At 44.6% G+C, this 17043-nt stretch carries 4 protein-coding genes, 4 tRNA genes and 6 rRNA genes; 12 read left to right on the forward strand and 2 right to left on the reverse strand.

What is annotated here, in order from left to right; translation table 11 throughout:
• Window positions 1-7 precede the first annotated feature (7 nt).
• Window positions 8-1942 (reverse strand): threonine--tRNA ligase, encoded by a 1935-nt coding sequence (gene thrS, locus JMX94_RS05410; RefSeq protein ID WP_201563927.1) that lies wholly within the window; start codon window positions 1940-1942, stop codon window positions 8-10.
• Window positions 1943-3077: 1135 nt separating this feature from the next.
• Here thrS and JMX94_RS05415 point away from each other — a divergent pair.
• The 11 genes from JMX94_RS05415 (at window position 3078) to JMX94_RS05465 (ending at window position 15816) form a co-directional block, all read left to right on the forward strand.
• Window positions 3078-4616 (forward strand): 16S ribosomal RNA (locus tag JMX94_RS05415).
• A 76-nt stretch (window positions 4617-4692) separates the two neighbouring features.
• Window positions 4693-4769: transfer RNA gene (locus JMX94_RS05420), tRNA-Ile, on the forward strand.
• Between the two features lie 8 nt (window positions 4770-4777).
• A tRNA-Ala gene (locus tag JMX94_RS05425) sits at window positions 4778-4853 on the forward strand.
• A gap of 359 nt (window positions 4854-5212) precedes the next feature.
• Window positions 5213-8075, forward strand: a 23S ribosomal RNA gene (locus JMX94_RS05430).
• A gap of 186 nt (window positions 8076-8261) precedes the next feature.
• Window positions 8262-8376: ribosomal RNA gene (rrf, locus tag JMX94_RS05435) — 5S ribosomal RNA — on the forward strand.
• Window positions 8377-9369: 993 nt separating this feature from the next.
• Window positions 9370-10908 (forward strand): 16S ribosomal RNA (locus JMX94_RS05440).
• A 76-nt stretch (window positions 10909-10984) separates the two neighbouring features.
• Window positions 10985-11061: transfer RNA gene (locus tag JMX94_RS05445), tRNA-Ile, on the forward strand.
• An 8-nt stretch (window positions 11062-11069) separates the two neighbouring features.
• Window positions 11070-11145 (forward strand) — tRNA-Ala (locus tag JMX94_RS05450).
• Window positions 11146-11504: 359 nt separating this feature from the next.
• A 23S ribosomal RNA gene (locus JMX94_RS05455) occupies window positions 11505-14367 on the forward strand.
• 186 nt (window positions 14368-14553) lie between these two features.
• Window positions 14554-14668 (forward strand): 5S ribosomal RNA (gene rrf, locus JMX94_RS05460).
• Together the 16S, 23S and 5S rRNA genes with 4 tRNA genes alongside form the textbook arrangement of a ribosomal RNA operon.
• A gap of 458 nt (window positions 14669-15126) precedes the next feature.
• Complete coding sequence (locus tag JMX94_RS05465; protein ID WP_201563929.1) at window positions 15127-15816, forward strand: DUF3885 domain-containing protein; 690 nt, start codon at window positions 15127-15129, stop codon at window positions 15814-15816.
• A gap of 51 nt (window positions 15817-15867) precedes the next feature.
• Here the strand turns inward: JMX94_RS05465 and JMX94_RS05470 are convergent, their stop codons facing one another.
• Window positions 15868-16128, reverse strand: coding sequence for a DUF1289 domain-containing protein (locus JMX94_RS05470; RefSeq protein WP_201563931.1), 261 nt, complete (start codon window positions 16126-16128; stop codon window positions 15868-15870).
• Window positions 16129-16315: 187 nt separating this feature from the next.
• Between JMX94_RS05470 and JMX94_RS05475 the strand changes: the two genes are divergently transcribed.
• Window positions 16316-16975 carry a YqiA/YcfP family alpha/beta fold hydrolase gene (locus tag JMX94_RS05475; protein ID WP_201563933.1) on the forward strand — a complete coding sequence of 220 codons (660 nt, stop codon included), beginning with the start codon at window positions 16316-16318 and terminating at the stop codon, window positions 16973-16975.
• Window positions 16976-17043: the final 68 nt, after the last annotated feature.

The following is a 17043-nucleotide window of genomic DNA, read 5'->3' on the forward strand; positions in this document are numbered from 1 at the left end:
ATAGGTATTACTCCTCATCTGTTTTTGGGGTCTGTCGGCCTTTTTTACCAACAGCAGTCTGTACTAATGTAATAAATTCTGCAACGCTCATCACGCCAAGGTTTTCACCTTCGCGAGTACGGACATTGACACTGCCCGATTCGACTTCTTTATCCCCTAATACTAGCATATAGGGAACGCGTTCTAATGTTTTCTCTCGTATCTTAAATCCAATCTTTTCGTTACGCAAGTCGCTAGTGGCTCGTAAACCCGCATTTTTCAGCTGACTGACCACATTTTCACAAGCATCCGCCTGTTTATCAGTGATATTCATCACCGCTACTTGCTGCGGTGCTAACCATACTGGCATCCAACCGGCGTAGTTTTCGATCAAGATACCGATAAAGCGCTCAAACGAACCTAGAATTGCACGGTGCAACATAATAGGGGTTTCGCGCTCATTTTGCTCGTTGACGAATTCAGCATCAAGGCGCTCAGGCATATTTGGATCAACCTGAATCGTACCGCACTGCCAGACGCGACCTAAACTGTCTTTCAGACTAAATTCAATCTTCGGACCATAGAACGCGCCTTCACCGGGTAGATATTCCCAATCAAGACCCGAACTATCTAGTGCATCTGCCAAGGCTTTTTCGGCAAAGTCCCAAGACTCATCGCTACCAACACGTTTTTCAGGACGGGTCGAGAGCTTCATAATAATATTATCAAAACCAAAATCTTCATAAACAGCAAGGGTCAGTTTAATAAAGTCCGCCACTTCTTGCTGAATTTGCGCTTGGGTACAAAAGATATGCGCATCATCTTGGGTAAATCCGCGCACGCGCATCAAACCATGCAATGAGCCTGATGGCTCATTGCGATGGCATGAGCCAAACTCTGCCATACGTAGCGGCAATTCACGGTAAGATTTTAAACCTTGGTTAAAGACTTGCACGTGACACGGGCAGTTCATCGGTTTTACCGCATAATCACGGTTTTCACTCGAGGTGGTAAACATATTGGTCGCATAGTTACCCCAATGGCCTGAGCGTTCCCACAAGCTGCGATCGACGATTTGCGGCGTTTTAATCTCTTCATAGCCATTATCATTTTGTACTTTACGCATATATTGCTCAAGTACCTGATAAATCGTCCAACCATTAGCATGCCAAAACACCATACCCGGCGCTTGCTCTTGCATATGGAACAGATTTAACGCTTTACCAATTTTACGATGGTCACGCTTTTCGGCTTCTTCAATACGTTGAATATAGGCTTTTAAATCTTTTTTATCCGCCCACGCTGTACCATAAATACGTTGTAGCTGTTCGTTCTTAGCATCACCGCGCCAATAAGCGCCTGACATTTTGGTCAGTTTAAATACTTTTAAGAAGCGGGTGTTTGGCACGTGTGGGCCACGGCACATATCAACATACTCTTGATGATGATATAGACCAAAGGCTTCTTCGCCCGGCATATCATTAATCAGCTTAAGCTTATAGTCTTCGCCGCGCTCTTCGAATATCTTGATTACTTCATCACGTGGCGTGATTTTTTTGATAACGTCATAATCTTGCTTAATCAGCTCCATCATGCGTTTTTCAATTTTTTCCATGTGCTCAGGGGTAAATGGCGTCTCACTATAGATGTCATAATAAAAGCCATCTTCGATCACAGGGCCAATCACCATTTTTACGTCAGGATATAGCTGCTTAACCGCATGACCTAATAAGTGGGCAGCCGAGTGGCGAATGATATCGACACCATCAGCATCTTTTGGCGTCACGATTTCAACTTTGGCATCATGGGCGATAGGGTCGTGCGCATCGACTAACTGACCATCTACGCGCCCAGCGACCGTCGCTTTCGCCAATCCTGCCCCAATACTTTGCGCCACTTCCATGACGGTGGTATTGCCTTCGAAGTTTTTTACGCTACCATCGGGTAAAGTAATCGCTACCATAATCTATTCACCTTTTTGCGTCCGTTGGCAGTGATGATTGCAACCATCAATCATATAACCGCAAGACTGCGTCAATTATATCTAACCGCTATGATCTGTTGTAAGAGCGCTGGATATGTTGTAAGAAATGGGCATTAACTACAAGCACTGTGCTTAGACTTATATAGCATCATATATAGTGTGATAATTATTAAGTCATCTGATAACTGATAATTAACTTACTATGATGTCAAATAAGCACCCTTCTAATAAAGGTAAGCAGACATGCTATGCAGTAATGTCATAAAAGCAGCTATTATAGCAAAAACTGTCTATCAACACTAGATAGTAGGGGTTAGCTCAGCTTCTATATCCAGTTGCTATATATAAATGCATATAAGTGAGTTATATAAGTGCACTTAGGACTAATATCAATAGAGATGAATATAAACATCATTAATATCGATTAATAATCGCACTAAATCCTATATTTATAGGCATAATAAGTTGATATGCAGTTTTTAAATGGCAGATTGAATTGAAAAAGCAGTAAAAAGCAGACGCCAAGGACGGTTTATAGCATAAAATCCTAATGTTTTGATAAATGGTTTTACTCTAAGTTATTGAAAAATATGGTTTGTTATTTATCTTCCAAAATTAATTAAGAAATCTATCGAAAAGCGGTTGACACCCAGCTCAAACCGTCTATAATACGCACCTCATTAAGACGAACTGGAATGACTTATATGTGAATTACATATAACAAACCCAGATAACTTATTGAAACAATTTATAAAAAAGCTTGACAAACCAAATCATTATGATATGATAGTCGGCTCGCTAGATAGGATAAGTTATTAACTTAGACTGGATAGCAAAGAGAAATACCCTATATATCATCTACTGGACGACAGTAGCGTGACACTATTTAAAAGCATAACTAAAGAACAACTTGTGTGGATTTTTGCTGATTCAGAATGCTAAAAAATAAAGTTGACTATCTTTTCTTTTCGGAGAGATTATTAACTATAAAAATTATCATTTAAGACAGCAGAAAAACTCAAAGTTAATTCATTACGAACATAATTTTTAGCGATTTTGCCAGATTAGATGAGCCAAGTTTAGAAGCTTCTTTAAAGAGCTTCATAGCAAGATTAAACTGAAGAGTTTGATCATGGCTCAGATTGAACGCTGGCGGCAGGCTTAACACATGCAAGTCGAGCGGAAACGATGATAGCTTGCTATCAGGCGTCGAGCGGCGGACGGGTGAGTAATACTTAGGAATCTACCTAGTAGTGGGGGATAGCTCGGGGAAACTCGAATTAATACCGCATACGACCTACGGGAGAAAGGGGGCAACTTGTTGCTCTCGCTATTAGATGAGCCTAAGTCGGATTAGCTAGATGGTGGGGTAAAGGCCTACCATGGCGACGATCTGTAGCTGGTCTGAGAGGATGATCAGCCACACCGGGACTGAGACACGGCCCGGACTCCTACGGGAGGCAGCAGTGGGGAATATTGGACAATGGGGGCAACCCTGATCCAGCCATGCCGCGTGTGTGAAGAAGGCCTTTTGGTTGTAAAGCACTTTAAGCAGTGAAGAAGACTCCATGGTTAATACCCATGGACGATGACATTAGCTGCAGAATAAGCACCGGCTAACTCTGTGCCAGCAGCCGCGGTAATACAGAGGGTGCAAGCGTTAATCGGAATTACTGGGCGTAAAGCGAGCGTAGGTGGCTTGATAAGTCAGATGTGAAATCCCCGGGCTTAACCTGGGAACTGCATCTGATACTGTTAGGCTAGAATAGGTGAGAGGAAGGTAGAATTCCAGGTGTAGCGGTGAAATGCGTAGAGATCTGGAGGAATACCGATGGCGAAGGCAGCCTTCTGGCATCATATTGACACTGAGGTTCGAAAGCGTGGGTAGCAAACAGGATTAGATACCCTGGTAGTCCACGCCGTAAACGATGTCTACTAGTCGTTGGGTCCCTTGAGGACTTAGTGACGCAGCTAACGCAATAAGTAGACCGCCTGGGGAGTACGGCCGCAAGGTTAAAACTCAAATGAATTGACGGGGGCCCGCACAAGCGGTGGAGCATGTGGTTTAATTCGATGCAACGCGAAGAACCTTACCTGGTCTTGACATATCTAGAATCCTGCAGAGATGCGGGAGTGCCTTCGGGAATTAGAATACAGGTGCTGCATGGCTGTCGTCAGCTCGTGTCGTGAGATGTTGGGTTAAGTCCCGCAACGAGCGCAACCCTTGTCCTTAGTTACCAGCGGGTTAAGCCGGGAACTCTAAGGATACTGCCAGTGACAAACTGGAGGAAGGCGGGGACGACGTCAAGTCATCATGGCCCTTACGACCAGGGCTACACACGTGCTACAATGGTAGGTACAGAGGGCAGCTACACAGCGATGTGATGCGAATCTCAAAAAGCCTATCGTAGTCCAGATTGGAGTCTGCAACTCGACTCCATGAAGTAGGAATCGCTAGTAATCGCGGATCAGAATGCCGCGGTGAATACGTTCCCGGGCCTTGTACACACCGCCCGTCACACCATGGGAGTTGATTGCACCAGAAGTGGATAGCCTAACCGTAAGGAAGGCGTTCACCACGGTGTGGTTGATGACTGGGGTGAAGTCGTAACAAGGTAGCCGTAGGGGAACCTGCGGCTGGATCACCTCCTTATAGATGGCATTCGGTCAGCAAGAATTCACAACAAGTTGTTCTTTAGTTTAAGCTTACGTTTATAACAAGCGTAATTGGGTCTGTAGCTCAGCTGGTTAGAGCACCGTGTTGATAACGCGGGGGTCAGTGGTTCAAGTCCACTTAGACCCACCATTTTACATGGGGCCATAGCTCAGTTGGTAGAGCGCCTGCCTTGCACGCAGGAGGTCAACGGTTCGACTCCGTTTGGCTCCACCACTATAAACGCCAAGTAAGCTTTAGATGCCAATAAATACAATAGGTATTCAACAGAAACAAGTGATTTGTCTAAGATTACTTCTTTCTGTTTTATACAGAACTTATGACTCGACGAGAGCGTAAGAACTATTTAAAAACATAGATATGAGTCTGGGTTAGGAACACGTGTTCACGCGTTGTTCCTAACCTTAATAACTCACTACTTAACGACATCAGTTGTTATCCCAGTAGTGAGTTATTAAAAAAGTAAAGAGAACTGAATCAAGCGTATAAACATAGGTGATATCGTTATCATAATTAGATTTTATAACACTTTGAAGTTAAGACTTATTTAAAGTCGAGACTACTTGGGGTTGTATGGTCAAGTAATGAAGCGCACATGGTGGATGCCTTGGCAGTCAGAGGCGATGAAAGACGTGACAGCCTGCGATAAGCTTCGGGGAGGCGGCAATATCCTGTGATCCGGAGATTTCTGAATGGGGAAACCCACTTACCATAAGGTAGGTATCTTGTACTTGTACAAGAAGCGAACGAGGGGAAGTGAAACATCTCAGTACCCTTAGGAATAGACATCAAATGAGATTCCCCTAGTAGCGGCGAGCGAACGGGGAGAAGCCGATTAATTCTAATGTAGAAGAACAGCGTGGGAAAGCTGACCGTAGTAGGTGATAGTCCTGTATTCGAAACATTAGAGTTAACATATTAAGTAGAGCGGGGCACGAGAAATCCTGTTTGAAGATGGGGGGACCATCCTCCAAGGCTAAATACTCCTGACTGACCGATAGTGAACCAGTACCGTGAGGGAAAGGCGAAAAGAACCCCTGTGAGGGGAGTGAAATAGAACCTGAAACCGTGTGCGTACAAGCAGTGGGAGCCTTAATTTATTAGGGTGACCGCGTACCTTTTGTATAATGGGTCAGCGACTTATGTTCTGTAGCAAGGTTAACCGTTTAGGGGAGCCGTAGGGAAACCGAGTCTTAATAGGGCGAATTAGTTGCAGGGCATAGACCCGAAACCGAGTGATCTATCCATGAGCAGGTTGAAAGTGCCGTAACAGGCACCGGAGGACCGAACCCACTGTCGTTGAAAAGCCAGGGGATGACTTGTGGATAGGGGTGAAAGGCTAATCAAACTCGGTGATAGCTGGTTCTCCCCGAAAGCTATTTAGGTAGCGCCTCGGACGAACACCATTGGGGGTAGAGCACTGTTTCGGCTAGGGGGTCATACCGACTTACCAAACCGATGCAAACTCCGAATACCGATGAGTGATATCCGGGAGACACACAGTGGGTGCTAACGTCCATTGTGGAGAGGGAAACAACCCAGACCGCCAGCTAAGGCCCCAAATTCCTAGTTAAGTGGGAAACGAGGTGGGAAGGCATAGACAGCTAGGAGGTTGGCTTAGAAGCAGCCATCCTTTAAAGAAAGCGTAATAGCTCACTAGTCGAGTCGGCCCGCGCGGAAGATGTAACGGGGCTCAAACTAGGAGCCGAAGCTGCGGATTTGAATTTGTTTTCAAGTGGTAGGGGAGCGTTGTGTAAGCCTGTGAAGGTGTGTTGTAAAGCATGCTGGAGGTATCACAAGAGCGAATGCTGACGTGAGTAACGATAATGCGAGTGAAAAGCTCGCACGCCGGAAGATCAAGGGTTCCAGTCCAACGTTAATCGGGGCTGGGTGAGTCGACCCCTAAGGCGAGGCCGAAAGGCGTAGTCGATGGGAAATCGGTTAATATTCCGATACTTGTTTATAATGCGATGGAGGGACGGAGTAGGTTATGTCAGCCTGGCGTTGGTTGTCCAGGTGAAAGGATGTAGGTAGACAGTTTAGGCAAATCCGGACTGTCATTATACTGAGATCTGATAGCAAGCTGTACTTGTACAGCGAAGTGGCAAATACCATGCTTCCAGGAAAAGCTTCTAAGCAATAGTTATAAACGAATCGTACCCTAAACCGACACAGGTGATCAGGTAGAGAATACCAAGGCGCTTGAGAGAACTCTGCTGAAGGAACTAGGCAAAATGGTACCGTAACTTCGGGAGAAGGTACGCTGCCGATGGTGATAGGACTTGCTCCTTGAGCTGTTGGCAGTCGCAGATACCAGGCTGCTGCAACTGTTTATTAAAAACACAGCACTCTGCAAACACGAAAGTGGACGTATAGGGTGTGATGCCTGCCCGGTGCTGGAAGGTTAATTGATGGGGTTAGCGTAAGCGAAGCTCTTGATCGAAGCCCCAGTAAACGGCGGCCGTAACTATAACGGTCCTAAGGTAGCGAAATTCCTTGTCGGGTAAGTTCCGACCTGCACGAATGGCATAATGATGGCAGCGCTGTCTCCAGCAGAGACTCAGTGAAATCGAAATCGCAGTGAAGATGCTGTGTACCCGCGGCTAGACGGAAAGACCCCGTGAACCTTTACTACAGCTTTACATTGAACTTTGACCTGACTTGTGCAGGATAGGTGGGAGGCTTTGAAGCAGACACGCTAGTGTTTGTGGAGCCAATCTTGAAATACCACCCTGGTCATGTCGGGGTTCTAACTCAGGTATAACAATACCGAGGACAATGTATGGTGGGTAGTTTGACTGGGGCGGTCTCCTCCTAAAGAGTAACGGAGGAGTACGAAGGTGCGCTCAGAACGGTCGGAAATCGTTCATAGAGTATAAAGGCAAAAGCGCGCTTAACTGCGAGACCCACAAGTCGAGCAGGTACGAAAGTAGGTCTTAGTGATCCGGTGGTTCTGTATGGAAGGGCCATCGCTCAACGGATAAAAGGTACTCTGGGGATAACAGGCTGATACCGCCCAAGAGTTCATATCGACGGCGGTGTTTGGCACCTCGATGTCGGCTCATCTCATCCTAGGGCTGAAGCAGGTCCTAAGGGTATGGCTGTTCGCCATTTAAAGAGGTACGCGAGCTGGGTTTAGAACGTCGTGAGACAGTTCGGTCCCTATCTACCGTGGGCGTTGGAAATTTGAGAGGATCTGCTCCTAGTACGAGAGGACCAGAGTGGACGAACCTCTGGTGTTCGGGTTGTCACGCCAGTGGCATTGCCCGGTAGCTACGTTCGGATGGGATAACCGCTGAAAGCATCTAAGCGGGAAGCCCACCTCAAGATAAGATTTCCCTAAAGAGCCGTTGAAGACTACGACGTTGATAGGCAGGGTGTGGAAGCACAGCGATGTGTGTAGCTAACCTGTACTAATTGCTCGTTTGGCTTGACCATACAACACCCAAGTGGTTTGTATCAAAGCTCTAATTAATCTATCTTGTAAAGCGAAAGCTTTAGAATAAAAGAAAGAATATTTCGATATCACCTTAAACCTTGATTCAGTTAGGTTTATGTTGATGAGACTAAAAGATAATACTTAAAGTCAAAATAACAACATCAGACTCATATCTAACCCCCTTTGCTGACGACAATAGCATGATGGCACCACCTGATCCCTTCCCGAACTCAGAAGTGAAACATCATCGCGCCAATGGTAGTGTGGCTCCGGCCATGTGAGAGTAGGTCATCGTCAGCTCTCTATTCCTGAATCGCCCCTCAACTTAATTGTTGAGGGGCTTTTCTTTGTCCAAGGGTTGGGGTTAGAAGGATGTGTAGGCGAGGTCTCTTTAGGTTTGAAAGCTACTAGACGAAGCGCCTTCTATTTCAGTACTGAGTAAGTGTTAAGCCGGCAATTAAGGGTCTTTTCCTTAAGATGGCTTGGTTGTAGCTATCATTATTCCATATATACCGAGCTTGATGGCTTTGCATCCTAATCAAATAATATCTTTATGGTATATTCCTAAAATAGAAGTGCTTTGTTCTGCTCATTTAAAACGAAGTATTTCAATGAGTTGTAATATATATAAAATAAAGGCTGATATTAGCTTGACCCCCACATCAAAGCGCGTATAATGCCACCCAGTCGGAAGGGAAGGCGGATTGGAGAGGATTACCACTGATTAACAATAGCGGGTTTTAACCAAGCTACTACTTAATCATCCAGTCCAGAAAATTCATTTTAGATTAATTTAGTTTAAAATAAAAATAATTTACCTCTTGACTTAACAAATTAACCGTCTATAATACGCACCTCATTAAGACGAACTGGAATGACTTATATGTGAATTACATATAACAAACCCAGATAACTTATTGAAACAATTTATAAAAAAGCTTGACAAACCAAATCATTATGATATGATAGTCGGCTCGCTAGATAGGATAAGTTATTAACTTAGACTGGATAGCAAAGAGAAATACCCTATATATCATCTACTGGACGACAGTAGCGTGACACTATTTAAAAGCATAACTAAAGAACAACTTGTGTGGATTTTTGCTGATTCAGAATGCTAAAAAATAAAGTTGACTATCTTTTCTTTTCGGAGAGATTATTAACTATAAAAATTATCATTTAAGACAGCAGAAAAACTCAAAGTTAATTCATTACGAACATAATTTTTAGCGATTTTGCCAGATTAGATGAGCCAAGTTTAGAAGCTTCTTTAAAGAGCTTCATAGCAAGATTAAACTGAAGAGTTTGATCATGGCTCAGATTGAACGCTGGCGGCAGGCTTAACACATGCAAGTCGAGCGGAAACGATGATAGCTTGCTATCAGGCGTCGAGCGGCGGACGGGTGAGTAATACTTAGGAATCTACCTAGTAGTGGGGGATAGCTCGGGGAAACTCGAATTAATACCGCATACGACCTACGGGAGAAAGGGGGCAACTTGTTGCTCTCGCTATTAGATGAGCCTAAGTCGGATTAGCTAGATGGTGGGGTAAAGGCCTACCATGGCGACGATCTGTAGCTGGTCTGAGAGGATGATCAGCCACACCGGGACTGAGACACGGCCCGGACTCCTACGGGAGGCAGCAGTGGGGAATATTGGACAATGGGGGCAACCCTGATCCAGCCATGCCGCGTGTGTGAAGAAGGCCTTTTGGTTGTAAAGCACTTTAAGCAGTGAAGAAGACTCCATGGTTAATACCCATGGACGATGACATTAGCTGCAGAATAAGCACCGGCTAACTCTGTGCCAGCAGCCGCGGTAATACAGAGGGTGCAAGCGTTAATCGGAATTACTGGGCGTAAAGCGAGCGTAGGTGGCTTGATAAGTCAGATGTGAAATCCCCGGGCTTAACCTGGGAACTGCATCTGATACTGTTAGGCTAGAATAGGTGAGAGGAAGGTAGAATTCCAGGTGTAGCGGTGAAATGCGTAGAGATCTGGAGGAATACCGATGGCGAAGGCAGCCTTCTGGCATCATATTGACACTGAGGTTCGAAAGCGTGGGTAGCAAACAGGATTAGATACCCTGGTAGTCCACGCCGTAAACGATGTCTACTAGTCGTTGGGTCCCTTGAGGACTTAGTGACGCAGCTAACGCAATAAGTAGACCGCCTGGGGAGTACGGCCGCAAGGTTAAAACTCAAATGAATTGACGGGGGCCCGCACAAGCGGTGGAGCATGTGGTTTAATTCGATGCAACGCGAAGAACCTTACCTGGTCTTGACATATCTAGAATCCTGCAGAGATGCGGGAGTGCCTTCGGGAATTAGAATACAGGTGCTGCATGGCTGTCGTCAGCTCGTGTCGTGAGATGTTGGGTTAAGTCCCGCAACGAGCGCAACCCTTGTCCTTAGTTACCAGCGGGTTAAGCCGGGAACTCTAAGGATACTGCCAGTGACAAACTGGAGGAAGGCGGGGACGACGTCAAGTCATCATGGCCCTTACGACCAGGGCTACACACGTGCTACAATGGTAGGTACAGAGGGCAGCTACACAGCGATGTGATGCGAATCTCAAAAAGCCTATCGTAGTCCAGATTGGAGTCTGCAACTCGACTCCATGAAGTAGGAATCGCTAGTAATCGCGGATCAGAATGCCGCGGTGAATACGTTCCCGGGCCTTGTACACACCGCCCGTCACACCATGGGAGTTGATTGCACCAGAAGTGGATAGCCTAACCGTAAGGAAGGCGTTCACCACGGTGTGGTTGATGACTGGGGTGAAGTCGTAACAAGGTAGCCGTAGGGGAACCTGCGGCTGGATCACCTCCTTATAGATGGCATTCGGTCAGCAAGAATTCACAACAAGTTGTTCTTTAGTTTAAGCTTACGTTTATAACAAGCGTAATTGGGTCTGTAGCTCAGCTGGTTAGAGCACCGTGTTGATAACGCGGGGGTCAGTGGTTCAAGTCCACTTAGACCCACCATTTTACATGGGGCCATAGCTCAGTTGGTAGAGCGCCTGCCTTGCACGCAGGAGGTCAACGGTTCGACTCCGTTTGGCTCCACCACTATAAACGCCAAGTAAGCTTTAGATGCCAATAAATACAATAGGTATTCAACAGAAACAAGTGATTTGTCTAAGATTACTTCTTTCTGTTTTATACAGAACTTATGACTCGACGAGAGCGTAAGAACTATTTAAAAACATAGATATGAGTCTGGGTTAGGAACACGTGTTCACGCGTTGTTCCTAACCTTAATAACTCACTACTTAACGACATCAGTTGTTATCCCAGTAGTGAGTTATTAAAAAAGTAAAGAGAACTGAATCAAGCGTATAAACATAGGTGATATCGTTATCATAATTAGATTTTATAACACTTTGAAGTTAAGACTTATTTAAAGTCGAGACTACTTGGGGTTGTATGGTCAAGTAATGAAGCGCACATGGTGGATGCCTTGGCAGTCAGAGGCGATGAAAGACGTGACAGCCTGCGATAAGCTTCGGGGAGGCGGCAATATCCTGTGATCCGGAGATTTCTGAATGGGGAAACCCACTTACCATAAGGTAGGTATCTTGTACTTGTACAAGAAGCGAACGAGGGGAAGTGAAACATCTCAGTACCCTTAGGAATAGACATCAAATGAGATTCCCCTAGTAGCGGCGAGCGAACGGGGAGAAGCCGATTAATTCTAATGTAGAAGAACAGCGTGGGAAAGCTGACCGTAGTAGGTGATAGTCCTGTATTCGAAACATTAGAGTTAACATATTAAGTAGAGCGGGGCACGAGAAATCCTGTTTGAAGATGGGGGGACCATCCTCCAAGGCTAAATACTCCTGACTGACCGATAGTGAACCAGTACCGTGAGGGAAAGGCGAAAAGAACCCCTGTGAGGGGAGTGAAATAGAACCTGAAACCGTGTGCGTACAAGCAGTGGGAGCCTTAATTTATTAGGGTGACCGCGTACCTTTTGTATAATGGGTCAGCGACTTATGTTCTGTAGCAAGGTTAACCGTTTAGGGGAGCCGTAGGGAAACCGAGTCTTAATAGGGCGAATTAGTTGCAGGGCATAGACCCGAAACCGAGTGATCTATCCATGAGCAGGTTGAAAGTGCCGTAACAGGCACCGGAGGACCGAACCCACTGTCGTTGAAAAGCCAGGGGATGACTTGTGGATAGGGGTGAAAGGCTAATCAAACTCGGTGATAGCTGGTTCTCCCCGAAAGCTATTTAGGTAGCGCCTCGGACGAACACCATTGGGGGTAGAGCACTGTTTCGGCTAGGGGGTCATACCGACTTACCAAACCGATGCAAACTCCGAATACCGATGAGTGATATCCGGGAGACACACAGTGGGTGCTAACGTCCATTGTGGAGAGGGAAACAACCCAGACCGCCAGCTAAGGCCCCAAATTCCTAGTTAAGTGGGAAACGAGGTGGGAAGGCATAGACAGCTAGGAGGTTGGCTTAGAAGCAGCCATCCTTTAAAGAAAGCGTAATAGCTCACTAGTCGAGTCGGCCCGCGCGGAAGATGTAACGGGGCTCAAACTAGGAGCCGAAGCTGCGGATTTGAATTTGTTTTCAAGTGGTAGGGGAGCGTTGTGTAAGCCTGTGAAGGTGTGTTGTAAAGCATGCTGGAGGTATCACAAGAGCGAATGCTGACGTGAGTAACGATAATGCGAGTGAAAAGCTCGCACGCCGGAAGATCAAGGGTTCCAGTCCAACGTTAATCGGGGCTGGGTGAGTCGACCCCTAAGGCGAGGCCGAAAGGCGTAGTCGATGGGAAATCGGTTAATATTCCGATACTTGTTTATAATGCGATGGAGGGACGGAGTAGGTTATGTCAGCCTGGCGTTGGTTGTCCAGGTGAAAGGATGTAGGTAGACAGTTTAGGCAAATCCGGACTGTCATTATACTGAGATCTGATAGCAAGCTGTACTTGTACAGCGAAGTGGCAAATACCATGCTTCCAGGAAAAGCTTCTAAGCAATAGTTATAAACGAATCGTACCCTAAACCGACACAGGTGATCAGGTAGAGAATACCAAGGCGCTTGAGAGAACTCTGCTGAAGGAACTAGGCAAAATGGTACCGTAACTTCGGGAGAAGGTACGCTGCCGATGGTGATAGGACTTGCTCCTTGAGCTGTTGGCAGTCGCAGATACCAGGCTGCTGCAACTGTTTATTAAAAACACAGCACTCTGCAAACACGAAAGTGGACGTATAGGGTGTGATGCCTGCCCGGTGCTGGAAGGTTAATTGATGGGGTTAGCGTAAGCGAAGCTCTTGATCGAAGCCCCAGTAAACGGCGGCCGTAACTATAACGGTCCTAAGGTAGCGAAATTCCTTGTCGGGTAAGTTCCGACCTGCACGAATGGCATAATGATGGCAGCGCTGTCTCCAGCAGAGACTCAGTGAAATCGAAATCGCAGTGAAGATGCTGTGTACCCGCGGCTAGACGGAAAGACCCCGTGAACCTTTACTACAGCTTTACATTGAACTTTGACCTGACTTGTGCAGGATAGGTGGGAGGCTTTGAAGCAGACACGCTAGTGTTTGTGGAGCCAATCTTGAAATACCACCCTGGTCATGTCGGGGTTCTAACTCAGGTATAACAATACCGAGGACAATGTATGGTGGGTAGTTTGACTGGGGCGGTCTCCTCCTAAAGAGTAACGGAGGAGTACGAAGGTGCGCTCAGAACGGTCGGAAATCGTTCATAGAGTATAAAGGCAAAAGCGCGCTTAACTGCGAGACCCACAAGTCGAGCAGGTACGAAAGTAGGTCTTAGTGATCCGGTGGTTCTGTATGGAAGGGCCATCGCTCAACGGATAAAAGGTACTCTGGGGATAACAGGCTGATACCGCCCAAGAGTTCATATCGACGGCGGTGTTTGGCACCTCGATGTCGGCTCATCTCATCCTAGGGCTGAAGCAGGTCCTAAGGGTATGGCTGTTCGCCATTTAAAGAGGTACGCGAGCTGGGTTTAGAACGTCGTGAGACAGTTCGGTCCCTATCTACCGTGGGCGTTGGAAATTTGAGAGGATCTGCTCCTAGTACGAGAGGACCAGAGTGGACGAACCTCTGGTGTTCGGGTTGTCACGCCAGTGGCATTGCCCGGTAGCTACGTTCGGATGGGATAACCGCTGAAAGCATCTAAGCGGGAAGCCCACCTCAAGATAAGATTTCCCTAAAGAGCCGTTGAAGACTACGACGTTGATAGGCAGGGTGTGGAAGCACAGCGATGTGTGTAGCTAACCTGTACTAATTGCTCGTTTGGCTTGACCATACAACACCCAAGTGGTTTGTATCAAAGCTCTAATTAATCTATCTTGTAAAGCGAAAGCTTTAGAATAAAAGAAAGAATATTTCGATATCACCTTAAACCTTGATTCAGTTAGGTTTATGCTGATGAGACTAAAAGATAATACTTAAAGTCAAAATAACAACATCAGACTCATATCTAACCCCCTTTGCTGACGACAATAGCATGATGGCACCACCTGATCCCTTCCCGAACTCAGAAGTGAAACATCATCGCGCCAATGGTAGTGTGGCTCCGGCCATGTGAGAGTAGGTCATCGTCAGCTCTCTATTCCTGAATCGCCCCTCAACTTAATTGTTGAGGGGCTTTTCTTTGCGTGTGGGTTTATCTATTACGCTTAATATTATAATTCTATGCTTCATAACTACTAACAAGATAAGAATAGTGTTAGATTCACAACACATATCACTTATTAAACTAGAACGTATGGGTCTAATAAGTAAATCTATAGAAACGGATCACCAAGACGGTTACGATGTCTATGCATATTCAATCACCGAGTTAGGCGTAGATGAGCTTTTGAACAATGAAGAAGTTCTTCAACCTAAAATATCTAAGCCAACAGAAAATTTTACTGATAATGTTCCATTTTGATATCAATAAAGTAGTGTTAATCACTGGTTTTTCATAAGTGTTTCATAAAACAGCGTATTGTTTGCTTTACAAATTATTCGTAGTCAACTTATACACTGTTTAGTTTAATGTTTGCGGTTAAGGAATATTATGAGTAAAGATTCGAACTGGTATACTTTTCAAGATTTTATCAAAGCTAATTTTCCTGATAGCAATTTACATCCTGCAGAGTCATTTATTACTCATACCAACCATTTAAGATTTGAACTAGGCGATGGCTTTGAAAACGGTACTATCGAAAGAGTTGATCATTGTGTAAAAAAAGCAGTTAAGATTTTTGAATCTGTATTTAACGATGAGGATGAAGTCTACATTCTAACTAACTCCTTTGAAAACGACGGAGGTGGAGAGTTTTATAAATCAACTAATGCATATCTAGAAGCACAATTTTCATATTTTGACGAAATAATTAAAGATGAGAATACTGTTATAACTTCAGAAACCGACGAATTTTATAATATTGAAAAAGAAATTTCAGAGATAATGACAATTACTACTCATCATATTCAGAAAATATTTAAAGTAGATCTTTCCTCAGTAAACTATGTCAATATTCTTAGAGGTACTGCTAATCTTGAAATGGGTTTATCCCCAGCAATAAGTGATAATGTATACTTCATTAATAAATCTAAGAAAATCGTCTTTTATATGTATGATGATCGTGGGTGCATGGTCTATTCATCAGGTATAGAGTCTATTCGATTTTTATATGATGACTTCTATGAATGGTTAGTTGAGTACCATATAGAAATATTCAATGATTTATTTCGACGCAAATAATGCATATAAGCTAAGTAGACCTGCTCTAATAACTAAAATTATTTCAAAGTATTAAAACAACTCATTTGTCTCAACCACTTCTTCAAAATCAAATTTTAACTGCTCTCCTTTACGCTGTCTCATCTGTTCTATACGCAGCTTACGTCCAGAGACCAGCCGTAGCACCTCACGGCGCTGCTCAGTCGTCATCTCATGCCATAACTGACGCTCAGGTCGACTACGTAAGCAGCCAAAGCAATAGCCTTTTTTATTGCTTTGACAGACACCAATGCATGGATTGGCAATCTCGAACAGCTCAAACTGCTGATTCATGGCGGCTCCATTGCTATTTTCGTTATTCCTTTAATGTGCCTAATCTCATTCTAAAACACTATTATGTCGCAAATAGTGAATAATAATGTGCGGTTTTATTGTTACTGTTTTTATGAACGTAATGCTATGCTGAGTTTTTATTATTCATATATAGCAATCATAACAAAATTATTAAGTGAGATTATACGTGAACGTTATTTATATTCATGGGCTTGACAGTGATGCGAACTCTACTAAAGGCAAGTTGTTAGAGGATTATTGCCGCCAGTATCATTCTGATATCAATATATTGCGACCTGATTTGAATAAGACGCCTGATCAAGTTTTCAATCAGATATTGTTATTAATCGAAAATTTGAATAGCAATGGTAATCATGCTGAAGATGGGAAGTTTAAATCTTCAAATACAATATTGGTCGGTAGCTCATTAGGTGGTTATTTTTCTACCTTGGTCAGCAATCATATCGGCTGCCCAGCACTACTATTAAATCCTAGCACGCAGCCGCATGTGACATTACAGCGCTTTGCTAAGGATTCGGCTGCAAAAAATAATGTTGAAGAAGAGGATTTAGACAGTCAGATAATTCATTCGACAGCAGGAGGGTGGGATATTACTCATGCAGATTTGCAATGGTTTGCAGCGCATCAGCTATTCACTATTAATTATCCTGATAAAATTTCTGTATTAATCAAAGATGGCGATGAGCTGTTAAATCCCAAACTGTCTAAACAATTTTATAAAGAACAGGGAGTAACAGTAACCATGCAAGCCGGGGGTGATCACAGGTTTAGCGATTTTGGGATGCAATTGCCAATGGTGATTGATATGTTAAGGCAGTTGTTCTAAGTTCAAATAAAACTGACATAGAGGCTCATAGAGAACTTGGTATATCAAGCAACTTAAATAGACGACAT

The sequence above is a fragment of the Psychrobacter sp. CMS30 genome (assembly GCF_904846565.1).
In the GTDB taxonomy this organism is placed as follows: Bacteria; Pseudomonadota; Gammaproteobacteria; order Pseudomonadales; family Moraxellaceae; genus Psychrobacter; species Psychrobacter maritimus.

Bases quoted from the DNA above. Each gene is read 5' to 3' on its own strand.
- thrS (WP_201563927.1), bottom strand. From the start codon at position 1,942: ATGGTAGCGATTACTTTACCCGATGGTAGCGTAAAAAACTTCGAAGGC.
- JMX94_RS05465 (WP_201563929.1), top strand. From the start codon at position 15,127: ATGAGTAAAGATTCGAACTGGTATACTTTTCAAGATTTTATCAAAGCT.
- JMX94_RS05470 (WP_201563931.1), bottom strand. From the start codon at position 16,128: ATGAATCAGCAGTTTGAGCTGTTCGAGATTGCCAATCCATGCATTGGT.